Source organism: Telluria sp. ZB4P36, assembly GCF_059685865.1.
This window is the reverse complement of sequence record NZ_JCASIE010000030.1, coordinates 20,659-37,134: the sequence shown is the minus strand read 5'-3', so window position 1 is coordinate 37,134 and position 16,476 is coordinate 20,659. Positions and strand designations below refer to the sequence as shown.

The following is a 16,476-nucleotide window of genomic DNA, read 5'->3' as shown; positions in this document are numbered from 1 at the left end:
CACGGGGGTACCGGCGGCCTGCCGCATGTCCGGGTGCATCCCGCCGATGATGGACTTGAGCGGCGCGGGGGCTCCCGCGGCGCGGGCGGCGCCCGGCGGCGCCGCACCGGGCGGCGTCCCGGCCGCAGGTGCTGGCGCTGCCGCGATCGCCACCGGCGGATTGACTTTCCAGCCCTTGGACGGCGCCTGCGAACGCCAGCGCGTGCTGAGCGCGTCCATCGAGGCCGCCAGCGCTTCCTTGTCCTTGGCCGCCTTGGCGTCGGCCGCGGCTTTCTTGGCGGCGGCTTCCTGCTGCTGGGCCGGGGTCGGCTTCGGCAGCCCCGCCCACGAGGCCGCGCTGCAGGCCAGCAGGCCGGCCAGCACGCAGCTCAGTCGGAGGTGTTTGCTCATTGCTTGGCTCCCAGTGTTCCCGGCGCCGCGGGGCCCTGCGGGGCGGTGTTGGTGGCGGCCGGGGCTTCCACCGTGCCCGGGGCCGGCGCCGCCGGCTTGCCGTTCTCGCCCGGCTGGGTCTGCGTGCCCGGCTGGGCGCCGGTTGGCGCCGTGACGCCGGTACTCGGCCCCTGGCCGGTTTCGCGCACCGTGCCGGCGGTCTCGGCGCCCGAGCTGGTGCCGCCGGCGCCGCCAGCATGGCCCGGCGTGCCGCCCGCATAGGTGGCGTCGGTGACGGGCTTGGCCGTCGTGGCGATGATGGCGCCGGCGGTGCGCCCGCCCGCCGTCACCTGGCCCGGGTACTTGGTCTGCTCGATGCCGCCCACGCTCGCGTGGCGGCCGCGGTCGCAGCCGCTCGCCAGCATGGCCAGGGCGGCCAGGGCGGCCAGGGTGCCGTGGATCAGGATGGTGGATACGTTCATGGCGATCCTCAGTGTGCCGGGCCCGGACGCGGCGCGGGACGCGCCGGCTTGCCATCGGGGTGCGGGCGGTGCGCGGGGTCGGTGGCGGTGCCGTTCTTCACCTGTTCCAGCCACAGCGAGTGATGGGCGGCCGCCCAGTTCTCGTCGACGGTGCCTTCGCGCATGGCCTGGTAGGCGCCCGGCGTGCCCCAGGTGCCGATGTAGATGTGGCCCATGGCGGCCGCGATGTACAGGGCGGCGCCGGCCACGTGCAGGAAGTTCGCCACCTGCAGCACATAGCGGGTCTGGCCGAAGGTGACGAAGTCCAGCACCAGGCCGGTGATCGACATCAGGATGCCCAGCAGGGTCACGCCGAGCCAGAACCAGGCTTTTTCGCCGGCGTTGAAGAAGCCGGCCGGCGGGTGCTTGTGCGACACCAGGCCACCGCCCTGCTTCACCCATTGCCAGTCCTGGCGGTGGAAGAAATTCCGGCGCACGAAGGTAATGAACATCAGCACCGAACAGACGATGAACAGCGGGCCGACGAAGTTGTGCAGGTACTTGGAGATGATGGCGAACCAGGAGAACAGGTCGTGTCCCATCCACGGCAGCATGATCTTCTTGCCGTACATGATGATGATGCCGGTGATCGCCAGCGCGATGAAGCTATAGGCGGTGGCCCAGTGCACGTGGCGCTCCCAGGCGGTGAAGCGCTTGATGCGGCGTCCGGATGCCGGCACCTCTTTCGCTCCTCCGACCGCCTTGTAGAACACGAAGATCAGCAGCGGCACCGCCAGCAGGATGAAGCCGGCGATGCTGGCCAGCGGCCCGTTGCGCAGGTGGCGCCAGGTATTGCCGCCGCGCTGGACGATGACGTTGGCTTCGGTGGCCCCGTACTGGCCCAGGAAGTGGCGGTCCATGTGGACCCGGCCGGAGGATGCGTTGCCGCGGCCGGGCTCGCGCACCACCGAATCGCCCTCGATCTGGAGCATGGTCTGCTCCTCGGCGTAGGCGGGCTTGGCGTCCTTGTTGGGCACGCCAGCCCAGGCCGACGGCAGCAACAGCGCGAATACGAGGGCGACGATCAGGACCAGCGAGGCGCACATGGCGCCGGGGCTGGAGCGCAGGGGTGGGGTCGGCATCGTCGGCTCCTTACGGGTTGGCCCGGTTGTATTCGTTCTGCTTCATGCCACGGTCCTGCACCCTGGCCGACCAGGCCAGCCGGTCATTGTGGAAGCGCACCTGGTAGTGGCGGTTGTCTTCCTTGCCGGCGTATTCGCCGCGCAGCCATTCGGGATGCTGGTCGACCTCGAGGCAGCCCGCCAGCAGCAGCGGCAGGGCCAGTGCACAGTAGCGGAGCTTGCTCATTGCGGGAACCTCCCCGGATGGTTCTGCACGTCGCCCACCTGCTGGTTGCTACGCGGCAGGTCGCCTTTGGCCTTGACTTCGCCGCCGCGCTTGGGGCGGCCATAGGCGATCTTCCAGCCCCACAGCTCGGGGCCGTAGCCGCGCGTCTCGACGCGCTGGCGGTAGATGTCGGCGATCTGGTCGGCGTCGCCGCCCAGCAGGGCCTTGGTGCCGCATTGCTCGGCGCAGGCCGGCAGCTTGCCCTCGGCGATGCGGTTGCGGCCGTACTTCTTGAATTCGGCTTCCGAGGTATCCGGTTCCGGGCCGCCGGCGCAGAAGGTGCACTTGTCCATCTTGCCGCGGTGGTTGAACATGCCGGTCTCGGGGAATTGCGGCGCCCCGAAGGGACAGGCGTAGTAGCAGTAGCCGCAGCCGATGCACTGGTCCTTGCTGTGCAGGACGATGCCGTCCTCGGTGTGGTAGATGCAGTTGGTCGGGCACACCGCCAGGCAGGGTGCGTCGGTGCAGTGCATGCATGCGACCGATACCGAGCGCTCGCCCGGGATGCCGTCGTTGATGGTCACCACGCGGCGCCGGTTGACGCCCCATGGGGTCTCGTGTTCGTTCTTGCATGCGGTCACGCAGCCGTTGCAGTCGATGCAGCGCTCGGTGTCGCAGATGAATTTCATCCTTGCGGCCATGCTGTCCTCCTCCGCTTGTCCTCGTTTCTCGTCAGGCGCGCACTAGGCTTTGACAACCCGGCACAGCGACACCTTGGTTTCCTGCATCATCGTCACTGCGTCGTAGCCGTAGGTCCAGCCCGTGTTGCAGGCTTCGCCGCGCACGGTCGGGGCGCCGCCTTCGGGGTAATGGCGCTCGAGGTCCTCGCCCATCCACCAGCCGCCGAAGTGGAAAGGCATCCAGACCAGGCCGACCGGCACCCGCTCGGTCACCATCGCCATCATCTTCATGCGCGCACCGGTCGGGGTCTCGACCCAGACGTAGTCGCCGACCTTGGCCCGGATCTGGACCGCGTCGCGCGGGTTGAGCTCGACGAACATGTTCTGCTGCAGTTCCGCCAGCCAGGGGTTGGAGCGGGTTTCCTCGCCCCCGCCCTCGTACTCGACCAGGCGGCCCGAGGTCATGACCAGCGGGAAATCCTTCGAGTAATCGACGTCCTGCACCGACTTGTACAGGGTCGGCAGGCGCCAGAAGTTGGCCTTGTCGTCATAGGTCGGATATTTGGCGACCAGGTCGCGGCGCGGCGAGGCCAGCGGCTCGCGGTGGACCGGCACCGGGTCGGGGAAGTTCCAGACGTTGCAGCGCGCCCGCGCATTGCCGAAGGGCGCGCAACCGTGGGCGATGACGACCCGGATGATCCCGCCCGAGTTGTCGGTCTTCCAGTTCTTGCCCTCGGCCATGGCCTGCTCTTGCGGGGTGAGCTCGGCCCACCAGCCGAGCTTCTTCAGGAACACGTGGTCGAATTCCGGATAGCCGGTGTCGAGCTGGCTGTCCTTGTTGGTCGAGCCGTCGGATGCCAGCAGCGTCTGGCCATTGTGCTCGACGCCCCAGTTGGCGCGGAACGGCAGGCCGCCCTCGGCCACCGTCTTGCTCAGGTCGTACAGGATCGGCGTGCCCGGGTGCTTCAGCTCCGGCGTGCCCCAGCACGGCCACGGCAGGCCGTAGTAGTCGCCCTTGCAGGGACCGTCGTCGGCCCGCATGGTGGTCGGGTTGAAAGTGTGCTTGTTCTCCATGTGGAGTTTCAGGCGCTCCGGCGAACAGCCGGTGTAGCCGATGGTCCAGCAGGAGCGGTTGATCTCGCGCAGGATGTCCTCGACCACCGGTTCGTTCTGCACCACCTTGATGTTCTTGCACAGCTCGTTGTGGAAGCCGAGCTTCCTCGCCAGCAAATACATGATCTCATGGTCGGTCTTGCATTCGAACAGGGGCAGGATGACGCGCTCGCGCCACTGGATGCTGCGGTTCGAGGCCGTGCACGAGCCCGAGGTCTCGAACTGCGAGGCGGCCGGCAGCAGGTAGACGCCGTCGGTGCGCCCGTGCATCGAGGCCGTCATGCTCGGATAGGGGTCGACCACGACCATCATGTCGAGCTTCTGCATCGCCGCCTTCATGTCCGGCAGGCGGGTCTGGCTGTTCGGCGCGTGGCCCCAGTAGAACACCGCGCGCAGGTTGCTCGGCTGGTCGACGTACTGGTTCTCTTCGTTGACGGCGTCGAACCAGCGCGACACCGTGATGCCGGGCTTCTCCATCAGCTCCTTGGAGGCGAAGCGCGACAGGATCCAGTTGTACTCCACGCCCCAGACACTGGCGAAGTGTTTCCAGGCGCCTTCGGCGATACCGTAGTAGCCCGGCAGCGAGTCGCCGTTCGGGCCGACGTCGGTCGCGCCCTGCACGTTGTCGTGGCCGCGATAGATGTTGGCGCCGCCGCCCGGTTTGCCGATGTTGCCCAGTGCCAGTTGCAGGATCGACAGCGCGCGCACATTGGCGGTGCCCACCGTGTGCTGGGTGATGCCCATGCACCAGACCACCGAGGACGGCTTGTTCTTGGCCAGCATTTCGGCCGCCATGCGCACCGAGGCTTCCGGCACGCCTGTGACGTCCGAGACTTTATCCGGCGTCCATTTCGCCACTTCCTTGCGCACGTCTTCCATGCCGTAGGTGCGGGCGGCGATGTATTCCTTGTCTTCCCAGCCGTTCTGGAAGATGTGCCACAGGATGCCCCACACCAGCGGGATGTCGGTGCCGGGGCGTACCCGCACGTAATGGTGGGCGAAGCGCGCGGTGCGGGTGAAGCGCGGATCGATCACGATCATCTTCGCGCCCAGCTCCTTGGCATGCAGGAAGTGCAGCATCGAGATCGGGTGGGCCTCGGCCGGGTTGGAACCGATGAACATCACGGCCTTGCTGTGGTGCAAGTCGTTGAAGGAATTGGTCATCGCCCCGTAGCCGAAGGTCTGGGCCACGCCCGCGACCGTCGTCGAGTGGCAGATGCGCGCCTGGTGGTCGCAGTTGTTCGAGCCCCAGAAGGCGCTGAACTTGCGCAGCAAGTAGGCCTGCTCGTTGCTGTGCTTGGAGCTGCCGATGATCATCAGCGCGTCGGGTCCGGATTTCTGGCGCAGCTCGATCAGCTTGTCGCCGATCTCGTTGATGGCCTGGTCCCAGGAGATGCGCTGGTATTTTCCGCCCACCAGCTTCATCGGGTAACGCAGGCGGTGCTCGCCGAAGGCGTGCTCGCGCACCGACGCGCCCTTGGCGCAGTGCGCCCCCATATTAATCGGCGAATCGAAGGCGGCTTCCTGGCGGACCCAGACCCCGTTGGCCACCACCGCGTCCACCGAGCAGCCCACCGAGCAGTGGGTGCAGACGGTGCGCTTGATCTCGGTGGGCACCGGGGCGTCGGGGGCCTGGTCGGCATGCGCCGGTTCGATCACGTTCAGCGGCAGCTGCCGGGCCAGGGCGCCGGCGCCGGCGGCGACGCCCGCGCCGACCAGGAAGCGGCGCCGCTTGAGTCCGCTGTCGCGGACCGACTTGACTAGGGACATGCTGACTCTCCCGTTATGCTCACCAGTAGGCGGCGGTCTCGTAATAACGACGGATGTGCTCGGTTTCGTGGTAGCCGCGCTTGACCTGCGCGGACGCCGCCGGCGCCGCTGCCGGTGCTTCGGCGGCGCCCGCGCTGCCGGTGACCACGGCCAGCGCGCCCAGCGGCGCGGCTTTCAGGAAGCTGCGCCGGGCCGGGTCGGGCTGCGCGGCCGCCTTGCCGTCCGTGTCGTGCTCCAGTGCTTGCGGATGCTGTTCCATGCCTGTGCCTCGTCTTGGTTAAACTGGTGATTCGGTCAGGGCTTCCCCGACCACGAAGGCTTCCGCTTCGATGGCGAGGAAAGCCCCGGCCAGGCGCGCGACCAGCCGGTAGTAATTGACGCCATCGGTGGACGCGATGTCGTCCAGGCAGCGCTCGTACCAGGGCGCGATGTGGACTTCGAAGAAGGCCTGCTGGACCGTCAGCGGCTGGCGCGGAATCGTGCCTGACTGCGCGGGCGCGCCGGCGACCAGCACGCGCATGGTCTCGCACAGGGCACCCAGGTGGTCTTCGAACTCGCCGGCGCCGCGCGCGCGGCCAATGCCGAAGCGCGCCAGGTCGGCGCGCAGTTCGGCCAGCGGGGTGTCGTTCAGGTAGCCGGACAGGTAGCGCGAGCCGTAGGGGTTGAGCGGCGGCGTGCCGACGCTGATGAAGAGCGCGTCGAATTCCCCGGCCACCGCGTCCGGGTCCATGACGCCGGAGGCGAGGCTCAGGGCTTCCCAGGCCTGTTCCAGCGCCGGGTCGCCCCCTTCGGACAGGATCGGGTCGGCATGCGCCAGGGCGTCCAGCAGCGCGCCATCCGGCGCCGCCAGCAGCAGGCGCGACAGCAGAGCGTACAGGTCGGCGCGTGCCTGGTCTTCGCCGGACAGCGGCGGGGGCACGTTCACGTGCGTGGCGGGGTCGATGGGACGGTCGATCGGCGGCGCGTCGGTGAGGGACACGGTGCTGTACTCCTGTTAGCAAAGGGTCACGACCAGTGTAGTCCTCCCTTGCAGCAGGCCGCGCACGGTTGGGAGGCGGCTTCCCTCAGCGCATTCCCAGTGCGTGCATGAGGGTGCGGATCACGTAGGCCACCCCCGCCAGGGTGCCCACGCCGCCGAGCCAGAGCGCGCCCAGCCAGCCGAGGCGCCGCAGCCATTTGCGCCGGGCCGCGCCAGGCCGGGTCGCCATCTCAGTGATACCCCGCGTCGGCCTTGACCTTGCCCCGGAAAACCCAGTACGACCAGCCCGTGTACATCAGGATGATCGGCAGGATGAGCAGGGTGCCGACCAGCGCGAAGCCCTGGCTGCTCGGGGGTGAAGCCGCCTCCCAGATGGTGATCGCGGGCGGCACGATGTGCGGCCAGATGCTGATCGCCATGCCGCTGTAGCCGAGGAAGATCAGGGACAGCGCCGCCACGAAGGGTACCCGGTGCGGCGCGCGTGTGAGCGAACGCAGCAGAAGCACGATGAAGACCAGCACCAGCACCGGCACCGGCGCCAGGAACAGGATGTTCGGGAAGCTGAACCAGCGCTCGGCCACCGCCGGATCGCGCCACGGGGTCCAGATGCTGACGATGACGATCGCCGCCAGCAGCATCAGGGCGAAGGGGCGGGTCACCTGCACCATGCGCGCCTGCAGCTCGCCCTCGGTCTTCATCACCAGCCAGGTGGCGCCCAGCAGGGTGTAGGCGATCATCACGCCGACCCCGGCCAGCAGCGGGAAAGGGGCGATCCAGTCGAGCGGCCCGCCGGCATAGCTGCGTCCCGAGACCGCGATGCCGTCCAGGAAGGCGCCCAGCGAGACGCCCTGGAAGAAGGACGCCACCACCGAGCCGCCGATGAAGGCCTTGTCCCACAGGTGGCGTTCGTGTTCCTTGGCCTTGAAGCGGAATTCGAAGGCCACGCCGCGGAACACCAGGCCGACCAGCATGAAGATCAGCGGCAGGTAGAGCCCCGACAGGATGATCGAATACGCCACCGGGAAGGCCGCCAGCAGCCCCTCCCCGCCCAGCACCAGCCAGGTCTCGTTGCCGTCCCAGACCGGCGCCACCGTGTTCATCATGGTGTCGCGGTCGCGCTTTTTCGGGGTGAAGGGGAACAGCAGGCCGATGCCCAGGTCGAAGCCGTCCAGCAGCACGTACATGAAGACGGCGAAGTAGATGATGACCGCCCAGATGACGGTGGTGTCGATACCCATGCCTAGCCCTCCCGTTGCCCGTCGTGCGGCCCGCCCGGCCCTTCCGGCCCCGGCTCGTCGTCGTTGCCGACGTCCGCCGCGGACAGCGGCCGCATCGGCGTGCGTTCTTCGCCCGGCCCGCCCTCGGTGGGCCGGTTCAGCTCGAAGCGCTGCGGCCCCTTGCGGATCATGCGCAGCAGGTAGACGGTGCCGGTGCCGAACACGAAGAAGTAGGCGGCCACGAACAGCACCAGGGTCAGGGCCAGCGTGGCGGCGCCGTGCGGCGAGACCGCGTCGGCGGTGCGCAGCACCCCGTAGACCACCCAGGGCTGGCGCCCGACCTCGGTGGTAGTCCAGCCCGCCAGGATGGCGATCAGGCCGGCCGGCCCCATCCACAATGCGAAGCGCAGGAAGGGACGGCTGTGCCACAGGCGCGCTTCTCCTCCCCGCTTGCGGCGCAGCCACAGGCTCCAGGCGCCCAAGGCGATCATCAGCAGTCCGAGGCCCACCATCAGGCGGAAGCTCCAGAACACGATCAGCGCGTTGGGCCGGTCCTCGCGCGGGAAATCCTTCAGCCCCGGGATCTGCCCGCGCCAGCTGTGGGTCAGGATCAGGCTGCCCAGGTGCGGGATGCCGACCGCGTACTTCGTCCTTTCCTCCTCCATGTCCGGCACGCCGAACAGCAGCAGCGGGATGGCCTTGTCACCCTCGTTCTGCCAATGCCCTTCCATCGCCGCCAGCTTGGCCGGCTGGTGCTTGAGCGTATTCAGGCCGTGGAAGTCGCCCACCACGGCCTGGACCGGCGCGACCAGCAGGATCATCCACATCGCCATCGACAGCATCTTGCGCACCGCCGGGTTGTCGTGCCCGCGCAGCAGCTGCCAGGCTCCGGAGGCGCCGACGATCAGCGCCGTGGTGAGGTAGGCGGCGATCACCATGTGCAGCAGGCGGTAGGGAAAGGAGGGGTTGAACACGATCGCCAGCCAGTCGGCCGGCACCATGCGTCCGCCCTCGATCGCATAGCCCTGCGGGGTCTGCATCCAGCTGTTGGCGGCCAGGATCCAGGTGGCCGAGATCAGGGTCCCGACCGCGACCGCGCAGGTGGAGGCGAAGTGCAGGCCCGGACCGACGCGGGTCCAGCCGAACAGCATCACGCCCAGGAAACCGGCCTCGAGGAAGAAGGCGGTCAGCACCTCGTAGGACAGGATCGGTCCCATGATGCTGCCGGCGAATTCGGACAGGTAGCTCCAGTTGGTGCCGATCTGGTAGGCCATCACGATGCCGGACACCACGCCCATGCCGAAGGTGACGGCGAAGATCTTGAGCCAGTAGTGGTAGAGGTCGACGTAGACCTGGCGCCCCGTGCGCAGCCAGCACAGCTCGAGGACGGCCAGGTAGCTTGCCATGCCGATTGTGATTGCTGGAAACAAGATGTGGAAGGACATCGTGAACGCGAATTGCACGCGCGCCAGATCCAAAGCGGACAAACCGAACATGCGGGCTCCTTCGCTCGTCGTACTCCGTTGTGGTGTCCAGAATCTAGCATGCGGGATGGGTGCGCACGCTTGGCGATGTCGATTTGATACGCCGAAGACTGCCGTCGAGGGCCACTGATCCATATTAATGGTGCGTCAGATCGGTCCTGCCGGCCCGAAGCACTCGTCTATATTGGCTGACGATTCACGCCCTCCGATCATCCACCCTGACCACACGAGGAGAACAACATGTCACCAAACGACCGTCTTGACCGCGATGCCCTGGTCCTCGACCGGCCCCGGACCCCGGACCAGCCTGCCGGTTCCTCGGACATTCGCGGCCCCTGGGCCGAAGCCGAGGCCCGGGTCGCGCAAGCCACCGTGCAGCCGGTGCTCCAGGGGGACGGCTTCACCTACCGGCACGACTGGGGCGCGCGGCGCGGCGAATGGCTGTTGCGGCTGAACTGGAACGCCATCCAGCCCGGCTCGAGGGTGTTCGTGGCGATCGGCGAAGGCGTACCGGGCGGACCGCCTGCCGGCAAGTTCATCGGTGCGGCGCGCTACACGGTGCACAACGTGGCCCCGCGCTGGAACGGCGTCGACGTCTGGATCAACATCGAGTGGAGCTCGGACATCTCGCTCTACGTCGATTACCTGATCGTCAACCCGCCCGTGACGCCCCCGGACCTGCGCACGGTCTCGGTCACGGTGCACCGCCACAGCAGCGTGGCCCTGAGCGAGGCCGACGCCGACCGGATCCTGGCCGACATGGGCACCATCCTCCAGAACGACGACACCGGCCCGGACGTCGCGACCCCGGTCCGTTTCGTGCGCAACGGCGAGGTCCGGGTGCTGCCGGCGACCGTTCCCGGCACCATCCAGACGGCGGCCGACCTGACGGCGCTGCTGAGCGCGGGCACCGGGATCAAGGTCGTGCAGGCGATCCGCTGGTGCGGCGGCCCCGGCGACAGCATCATCGGCTGCGCCCCGGTCGGCAGCGCCTCGGTCAACGTGGCCGCGGTGCGCTTCACCGCCAGCCAGGAAGGCCTGATCTGGGTGCATGAATACGGCCACAACTGCGGCCTCGGCCACCGCACCGACGACCCGCGCGCCGTCATGTACCCGTCCGTCGGCACCGACCACAACGTGGTCAATGCGGCGGAGTCGACGGCATACTTGGCAGGCCCGCTCACCATCACCGGCAATGTGATGCCGGCCGGCGGCTGCTCCTGCGGTGCGGGCGGCCTGCAGGCGCCGGCCGACGTGCGCGACTTCGTGTCCCGCCACTGGGTCGAGGGCGTGCCCTGGGAGCTGGCCTCGCAATACGGCGAGCAGGATGCCCGCCTGCTGCTCGACTGGCTGGTGCAGGAGCCCGGGCAACACGACGAGTTCCTGACCCAGATCGTGGCCACCCTCGGCTATATCGGCAGCGAGATCGCGGTCCAGCCCCTGATCGACTTCGTGCAGGGGCCGCGCACCGGCCGGGCGGTGTTCAATGCACGGAATACCGCCCTGCTCCGCCTGGGCGACCTGGCCAACCGCAGCGGCAGCCAGGCCGCGCTCGACTTCCTGATGCGGGTCGCAGGCGACATGGGCCTGGCGCGCGCGCTGGCGGCGTCCCAGGCATCCGAAGAAGCGGCCGAGGCGGCCAAGGTTCGGGGCGTGGTGGCGCCGACCCTCGACACCCTGGCGGCCGAGCTGGCCGTGGCCGCGACCTTCGGGCTGGCCCTGGCCGGGACGGCGCAGTCGCAGCAGACCGTCGACGCGCTCAAGGGGGATGCCGACGCCTTCGCGACGGTGAACCAGGCGGCGCTGGAGGCGGCCGAGATCGCCGCGACCGTGCGCGCCAGGGGCCGGGAAGAGTATTACAGGATGAAGGCGGAACACCGGCATCACCTGTAACCGACCTGCCCTCGGGAAAATGAAACCGGGATGCAGACCGGCCGTCTATAATGGCTGCGTCAGCATTTCGGTTTTTTTTCGCCATGAACCAACCCATGTCGCTTCCGGGCGAAGCGCCGGTCAGCATCCAGGCCCTCAAGACCAGCTGCGGCGCCTGCAGCATGCACCAGCTGTGCCTGCCGATGGGGCTCGAGGATGCCGACATCAACCGCCTCGACCAGATCATCGGCCGCCGCCGCCGCCTCGCGCGCGACGAGCGCCTGTACGCCATGGGCGAGCCCTTCCGCAACCTGTACGCGGTGCGCTTCGGGCATTTCAAGACCTACCAGGTGAACGCGGCCGGCGAAACCCAGATCACCGGCTTCCAGATGGCCGGCGAACTGCTGGGCATGGACGCGATCAGCGGCACCCACCACTGCGATGCCGTGGCGCTCGAGGACAGCGAGGTCTGCGAGATCCCCTTCACCCGGCTGGAAGAGCTGTTCGGCCAGGTGCCTGCCCTGCTGCGCCACTTCCACCGCATCATGAGCCAGGAAATCACGCGCGAGCAGAACGTCATGCTGCTGCTCGGCAATATGCGGGCGGAGCAGCGCTTCGCGGTCTTCCTGGTCAACCTGTCGGCGCGCTATGCCGCACGCGGCTATTCGCCGAACGGTTTTCAGCTGCGCATGTCGCGCGAAGATATCGGCAACTACCTCGGCCTGACCATCGAAAGCGTCAGCCGCCTGCTGTCGCGCTTCAAGAAGCAGGGCTGGCTGCAGGTCGACAAGCGCGACCTTACCCTGCTCGACCCGGTCAAGCTCAAGGCGCTGGCGGCCGGCACCGACGTCTGCAGCCCGATGGGCTAGTTCAGCCGCGATGGCCGCGCCCCTGCGCGATGCGCATGTGGACCTCCATTTGCGCAGCGATGGCGAGACCCGCTTCCGGGACCGCCATGCCTATGCCCAGCTGGTACTGCCCGTCTGCGGCGAAGTCGCGCTCGAGATCGAAGGACGCCAGGGACGGCTCGATCCGCTGCACGCCGCGCTGGTGGCGCCCGGTTCCTGGCATTCGCAGTGCAGCCCGGTCGCCAACCAGTCCCTGATCCTCGACGTGGGCGCGGCCAGCTTCGAACAGGGACCGTGGCAGCGGCTGCTGGAGCGCCCCTTCACCGCCATCGGCCCCCCGCCCGCAAGCTGGTCGAATTCATGGGCATCCTGGCCGCCACCCAGCCGCCCGCCCCATCGGTGCTGCAGGGCTGGACGCCGCTGCTGCTCGACACCCTCACGCTGGGAACAGCGCAGCCGGCCTGCTCGCCCGCATCGAGGTCGAACCCGGCCTGCCCTGGAACACCGACAGCATGGCGCGCACGGTGGGCCTACCAGCCGCCTGCATGCCCTGTTCCGCCTCGAACACGACAGCACGCCCCATGACTGGCTGCTGGCCTGCCGGCTGCGGCGCGCCTGCGAGTGGCTGGCCGCTACCGAACGGCCGGTGGCCGAGATCGCGCTGGCCGCCGGGTTCTCGGAGCAGAGCGCCCTGACGCGGGCCATGCGCCGGGCCATGGATACGACGCCGGCCGCCTATCGGCGCGCGCAAACGCGATAGCAATTGTCCGCGCGGTTACGCGAGTTACATAGAGGGACTTAGTGCTTGAAGGAGCTGATCAATGCCGGTAACCCGGCGACACTGGTACGCGCGGCAGTGCTCAGTGGTGTTGGTCCGGTGAACCAGGAAGCCCGAATGCGCTCGGCCTGCAGTTTTTCGTCCTCAGATAGCCCGGCCTGTACGGCCGCCAATCGGTTCGCGAGTTCCTTGGGAGTGTTGGGGAGCTGTTCGCCAAGGAGGAGCATGAGAGCGAGTCCTTTCACCTTGTCCTTCGAACCAACGCTCGAAAAATAATTTGCCAGGTATGCTGTTGATGGCATGAACGCTTGGCGAGACGCCTTTTCCCACCACATTAAAGCGGTGTTGAGGTCCCCCTTCTTGCCAAAGTAAATGGCAACATCGTGCTGGGCGATGTCATAGCCGCCTTCTGCAGCGCGAAGCTTGTACTTCAATGCGGACTGTTCATCCAATGGCACAACGCCAGGGAACTGTCCGGCGAAGTAGCAACCCAGCTTGTACGAAGCAAGTAAATTCCCGGATTCCGCCGCCTCGGAAAAGTAGCGGAATGCTGTCTTATTGTCCTGGGGAGTTCCAATGCCATTATTGTGGAACATCCCGAGGTGGTACTTGACCTCCGCGTTACCGGTCCCAGCGAGCACGGTAAGTTGTTTGACCATCGCCGCAGGCGATGTGTCGGCGGCGTTGGCCGGTGATGCGCAGACGAAGACAACGCTGACAAGCGAAAGAAGTCTTTTGGCAATGTGCATGATATGTATCGCAACCCCTAAGCTAAAGTGTATCAAATGACGCCACAATACATGGCTTGACCGTGCTCGTGTCATCGCCAGCCGGCCCTGAATGATTGATGCGTTCCTTATCAACGCCCAAATTTTGCGAGGACGCCACATCTGGAGGGCCTTCCAGCCCGCCACTGCCGCGCATACCGCAAGCGAAGGGCTGCAGTTCCTCGGCGTCGTGACGGCGGTGGCGATCCCGGCAGGCTGCGCCTGGCCAGGCGCGAGGGCCAGCAGCATGAGCGCCAGCAAGCGGCGCGAGAACCATCGTGAAGCGGATGCGGGAAGCGGGATCGTCGGCATGAGGGGCTCGTGGTAACAGGACGAGCGCATCATGCCGGCTTGGCGGGCTTGTTGAAAGCACCATCGCGGATGGCGCAGCATGCGCTGCCGGCGGTAGCGCCAGGTGCTCCCGGCGATCTAGATGTCGATGACGAGGTCCGGGCGGAAGGCTTCCTGTTCGCCCTTGCTGAGGTAACCGAGCGGATTGGCCACCACGCGGCAGGACCAGGACCTGTCCGCATCGACGCCGCTGACAAGGTAATCGTTCGCGCAGTGCAGGTGCCCGTGGATCCAGACATCGGCCTGCGGGAACAGCGCGTCGAGCGCATTGCAGAATCCCGCGGTGCCGGGGGTGAGGCCGTAGCGCGGGTCGGCGCTCTGCAGGCTGGGCGCGAAGTGCGTCACCACCACCGTGCGGCCCTCGAACGGAAGCGCCAGCGCGCCACGCAGCCAGTCCTGGCACTCCAGCGACATGGCGCGGATGCCCTCGGCCAGCACCTTCTCGCCGTTCTTCAGGGTGGTGTTCTTCGACAGGTAGTAATTGGCGGCGCGGAAGGCCTTCTCGCGCCGCTGCAGCTGCTTGCTCAGGTCCTGTTCCTGCACGGCCAGCGCGTCGAAGTCGCTCCACAGGGTGGTGCCGATGAAGCGCAGCTGCCCGATGACCAGGGTTTCGCGGTCCAGCCATTCGATGCCGAGGCGCGCGCAGGTGCCCTGCAGGCGCGCATAGGCCTCGTCGAACTCGAGACCGTCGAATTCGTGGTTGCCGGGGATGTACAGCACCCGGGCGCTGCCCGCACCCGGCCGCAGCGGCGAAAACCGCTCCAGCCCGAAGTCGTCGTCCGTCAGGCGCGAGCCGGACTGGTAGGAGCCGATGTCGCCAGCCAGGATGACGATGTCGGTATCGTCGCGGATCTGCGGGACAAAGCCCGCATAACGTTCGAGGTGCAGGTCGGAGAAAAGCTGGATGCGCATGGTCGCGCAGTATAGCGGCTTTCCGCTCCAGCCTGCGCCGGCGGCGCTAGAACGTGACGCGCACGTAGGGCGCGCTCTGCTTCGCCTCGCCGTGGTAGACCGCTTCGATGTTGTTGCCGTCCGGGTCGAGCACGAAGGCGCCGTAGTAGCCCGGGTGGTAGGCGCGCTCGCCGGGACGGCCGTTGTCCCTGCCGCCGGCGGCCAGCGCCGCGAAGTAGAAGGCATTCACCATCTTGCGGTCGCGCGCCTGGAAGGCCAGGTGGTGGCGCCCGGTGAGCACCCCTTGCGCCGCCTCGCTGTCGCGGCTGGAGATGAACAGCTCGTCGGCCCAGAAATAATTGTCGCCCGAGCCGCCGAGGGGGATGCCCAGCACCTCGAACACGGCGGTGTAGAACCTGCGGGAAGCAGGCAAGTCGCGCACCACCAGCTGGATGTGGTCGATGAGGCGTCCGCGGAAGAGTTCCTGAGTTTCCATGCTGTGCTCCTGAAGAAGACGATCATGAGTACCGGCTGATCCCGCTAGTGTAGGGCCGGCGGGCGGCCTTGGCAACGGCATCGGCATCACTCCTTCGGCGTCACGATGGCGCCCCGATACAATGCTTCGGTGATGCGCTCCTGGAAGCGCGCCTTGGACGAGAAGCGTCCGGGGTGCAGCTCGGGATTGTCGCTGTCGCCGCCGGCGGAGATGCGCAGGCTGCCCTGCGGGCCGAACAGGGTGCCGTTGGTGCCGGCCACGTAGCAGTCCAGGCCCGGCGGCGCAAGGGGCGCCTGCACTGCGAAATCGTCCGACTGCGCGATCCAGGGGCCTTTCGGATCCCAGCGTTCGTCGCCGTCCTTCTCGCGGCGGCGGTAGAGGGTGGCCGCATCGGCGAGCTTCGCCGGCGCGAAGCCGGCCAGGTAGAAGCCGCCCTTCAGGCCCATCGGATCGAACACCAGGCGCCGCATCAGGCGGTCGAAGCGCTCGCGGCCCACGCGCTCCATGATGGTGGCGATGATGCCCGAGTTGAAGTTGACGTAGTCAAAATAGCTTCCCTCCCCCAGGTCGACCGCCGGGTCGAACTTGAAGCCGCCCTCGTCGCGCAAGGACGAGGTGTGCGTCAGCAGCATGCGCAGGGTGATCGGCTGGTCCGGGAAATGCGGATTGCGCAGGCGGTAGCCGAGGTAATCGCTGACATCGAGGTCCAGTGCCAGCCTGCCCTGCTCCACCAGCTTCATCGTGCCGAGCGTCGTCACGAATTTCGACACCGAGGCGACGCGGAACATCGTGTCCGCATCCATCGGCTGTGCCGGCGCTGTGGCGGACGCCATGCGCTTGACGCCGAACTGGCGGCTGTAGACGATCTCGCCCGCGCGGATCGCCACCGCTGCCAGGCCGGGCAGCGGGATGGCGGGATCGTCGACGATGGCCTGCAGCTGCCGGGTAAGGGCCGCCGCCTGTGGCGCAGGCAAGGCGGCGGACGCCGGGATCGACAGGCAAGCCATCGCCAGCAGCGCCGACAGCTTCATTGCGCCGGCCCTGCGCTCCACG

Annotated in this window: 17 protein-coding genes and 1 pseudogene; 3 read left to right on the top strand and 15 right to left on the bottom strand. The window is 67.5% G+C overall.

From position 1 onward, the window contains the following. From AC56LK_RS24015 to AC56LK_RS23965, 11 genes and pseudogenes are all read right to left on the bottom strand, one after another. A pseudogene (locus AC56LK_RS24015) lies at positions 1-390 on the bottom strand (hypothetical protein); the annotation flags it as partial. Beyond that, positions 387-851, bottom strand: coding sequence for a hypothetical protein (locus AC56LK_RS24010; RefSeq protein ID WP_497186971.1), 465 nt, complete (start codon positions 849-851; stop codon positions 387-389). The gene AC56LK_RS24010 and the pseudogene AC56LK_RS24015, both read right to left, overlap by 4 nt. Before the next feature lie 8 nt (positions 852-859). Further along, positions 860-1,972, bottom strand: a complete 1,113-nt coding sequence (locus AC56LK_RS24005) for a formate dehydrogenase subunit gamma (protein WP_497186970.1) — start codon at positions 1,970-1,972, stop codon at positions 860-862. Between the two features lie 10 nt (positions 1,973-1,982). Next, complete coding sequence (locus tag AC56LK_RS24000; RefSeq protein ID WP_497186969.1) at positions 1,983-2,198, bottom strand: hypothetical protein; 216 nt, start codon at positions 2,196-2,198, stop codon at positions 1,983-1,985. Next, entirely contained in the window at positions 2,195-2,878 is a 684-nt protein-coding gene (gene fdh3B, locus AC56LK_RS23995) for a formate dehydrogenase FDH3 subunit beta (protein ID WP_497186968.1), read from the bottom strand. Before fdh3B ends, AC56LK_RS24000 begins: the two co-directional genes overlap by 4 nt. A 42-nt stretch (positions 2,879-2,920) precedes the next feature. Beyond that, positions 2,921-5,740: a formate dehydrogenase subunit alpha gene (locus tag AC56LK_RS23990; protein ID WP_497186967.1), complete on the bottom strand. Its 2,820-nt coding sequence runs from the start codon at positions 5,738-5,740 to the stop codon at positions 2,921-2,923. Positions 5,741-5,759: 19 nt separating this feature from the next. Then, on the bottom strand, positions 5,760-5,999 hold the full coding sequence (locus AC56LK_RS23985) for a formate dehydrogenase (RefSeq protein WP_497186966.1): 240 nt from the start codon (positions 5,997-5,999) through the stop codon (positions 5,760-5,762). An 18-nt stretch (positions 6,000-6,017) separates the two neighbouring features. Next, positions 6,018-6,719, bottom strand: coding sequence for a TorD/DmsD family molecular chaperone (locus AC56LK_RS23980; RefSeq protein ID WP_497186965.1), 702 nt, complete (start codon positions 6,717-6,719; stop codon positions 6,018-6,020). An 85-nt stretch (positions 6,720-6,804) separates the two neighbouring features. Next, positions 6,805-6,948 carry a DUF2474 domain-containing protein gene (locus AC56LK_RS23975; protein ID WP_497186964.1) on the bottom strand — a complete coding sequence of 48 codons (144 nt, stop codon included), beginning with the start codon at positions 6,946-6,948 and terminating at the stop codon, positions 6,805-6,807. Position 6,949: 1 nt separating this feature from the next. Continuing rightward, positions 6,950-7,957, bottom strand: coding sequence for a cytochrome d ubiquinol oxidase subunit II (cydB, locus tag AC56LK_RS23970; protein ID WP_497186963.1), 1,008 nt, complete (start codon positions 7,955-7,957; stop codon positions 6,950-6,952). 2 nt (positions 7,958-7,959) lie between these two features. Further along, positions 7,960-9,432, bottom strand: a complete 1,473-nt coding sequence (locus AC56LK_RS23965; protein ID WP_497186962.1) for a cytochrome ubiquinol oxidase subunit I — start codon at positions 9,430-9,432, stop codon at positions 7,960-7,962. A gap of 228 nt (positions 9,433-9,660) precedes the next feature. Here AC56LK_RS23965 and AC56LK_RS23960 point away from each other — a divergent pair, with 228 nt between their 5' ends. From AC56LK_RS23960 to AC56LK_RS23950, 3 genes are all read left to right on the top strand, one after another. Continuing rightward, positions 9,661-11,313: a hypothetical protein gene (locus AC56LK_RS23960; RefSeq protein ID WP_497186961.1), complete on the top strand. Its 1,653-nt coding sequence runs from the start codon at positions 9,661-9,663 to the stop codon at positions 11,311-11,313. Between the two features lie 95 nt (positions 11,314-11,408). Next, the gene (gene fnr, locus AC56LK_RS23955) at positions 11,409-12,161 is read left to right on the top strand and encodes a fumarate/nitrate reduction transcriptional regulator Fnr (RefSeq protein ID WP_497186960.1); all 753 of its coding nucleotides are present in this window, start codon (positions 11,409-11,411) and stop codon (positions 12,159-12,161) included. Positions 12,162-12,198: 37 nt separating this feature from the next. Next, a complete protein-coding gene (locus AC56LK_RS23950) occupies positions 12,199-12,900 on the top strand; it encodes an AraC family transcriptional regulator (RefSeq protein ID WP_497186959.1) in 702 nt (233 codons plus the stop codon). A gap of 38 nt (positions 12,901-12,938) precedes the next feature. On the opposite strand, the gene AC56LK_RS23945 is transcribed toward AC56LK_RS23950, so the two are convergent. The 4 genes from AC56LK_RS23945 to AC56LK_RS23930 form a co-directional block, all read right to left on the bottom strand. After that, a complete protein-coding gene (locus AC56LK_RS23945; RefSeq protein ID WP_497186958.1) occupies positions 12,939-13,997 on the bottom strand; it encodes a tetratricopeptide repeat protein in 1,059 nt (352 codons plus the stop codon). A 117-nt stretch (positions 13,998-14,114) separates the two neighbouring features. Further along, positions 14,115-14,948: a metallophosphoesterase gene (locus AC56LK_RS23940; RefSeq protein ID WP_497186957.1), complete on the bottom strand. Its 834-nt coding sequence runs from the start codon at positions 14,946-14,948 to the stop codon at positions 14,115-14,117. Between the two features lie 46 nt (positions 14,949-14,994). Next, the gene (locus AC56LK_RS23935; protein ID WP_497186956.1) at positions 14,995-15,423 is read right to left on the bottom strand and encodes a VOC family protein; all 429 of its coding nucleotides are present in this window, start codon (positions 15,421-15,423) and stop codon (positions 14,995-14,997) included. A gap of 86 nt (positions 15,424-15,509) precedes the next feature. Further along, positions 15,510-16,475: a serine hydrolase domain-containing protein gene (locus AC56LK_RS23930; RefSeq protein WP_497186955.1), complete on the bottom strand. Its 966-nt coding sequence runs from the start codon at positions 16,473-16,475 to the stop codon at positions 15,510-15,512. Position 16,476 lies beyond the last annotated feature (1 nt).

Coding starts and splice junctions, on each gene's coding strand:
- cydB (WP_497186963.1), bottom strand. CDS start 7,957: ATGGGTATCGACACCACCGTCATCTGGGCGGTCATCATCTACTTCGCC.
- AC56LK_RS23965 (WP_497186962.1), bottom strand. CDS start 9,432: ATGTTCGGTTTGTCCGCTTTGGATCTGGCGCGCGTGCAATTCGCGTTC.
- AC56LK_RS23985 (WP_497186966.1), bottom strand. CDS start 5,999: ATGGAACAGCATCCGCAAGCACTGGAGCACGACACGGACGGCAAGGCG.
- AC56LK_RS24000 (WP_497186969.1), bottom strand. CDS start 2,198: ATGAGCAAGCTCCGCTACTGTGCACTGGCCCTGCCGCTGCTGCTGGCG.
- fnr (WP_497186960.1), top strand. CDS start 11,409: ATGTCGCTTCCGGGCGAAGCGCCGGTCAGCATCCAGGCCCTCAAGACC.
- AC56LK_RS23975 (WP_497186964.1), bottom strand. CDS start 6,948: ATGGCGACCCGGCCTGGCGCGGCCCGGCGCAAATGGCTGCGGCGCCTC.
- AC56LK_RS24010 (WP_497186971.1), bottom strand. CDS start 851: ATGAACGTATCCACCATCCTGATCCACGGCACCCTGGCCGCCCTGGCC.
- AC56LK_RS23990 (WP_497186967.1), bottom strand. CDS start 5,740: ATGTCCCTAGTCAAGTCGGTCCGCGACAGCGGACTCAAGCGGCGCCGC.
- AC56LK_RS23945 (WP_497186958.1), bottom strand. CDS start 13,997: ATGCCGACGATCCCGCTTCCCGCATCCGCTTCACGATGGTTCTCGCGC.
- fdh3B (WP_497186968.1), bottom strand. CDS start 2,878: ATGGCCGCAAGGATGAAATTCATCTGCGACACCGAGCGCTGCATCGAC.
- AC56LK_RS23935 (WP_497186956.1), bottom strand. CDS start 15,423: ATGGAAACTCAGGAACTCTTCCGCGGACGCCTCATCGACCACATCCAG.
- AC56LK_RS23960 (WP_497186961.1), top strand. CDS start 9,661: ATGTCACCAAACGACCGTCTTGACCGCGATGCCCTGGTCCTCGACCGG.
- AC56LK_RS23940 (WP_497186957.1), bottom strand. CDS start 14,948: ATGCGCATCCAGCTTTTCTCCGACCTGCACCTCGAACGTTATGCGGGC.
- AC56LK_RS24005 (WP_497186970.1), bottom strand. CDS start 1,972: ATGCCGACCCCACCCCTGCGCTCCAGCCCCGGCGCCATGTGCGCCTCG.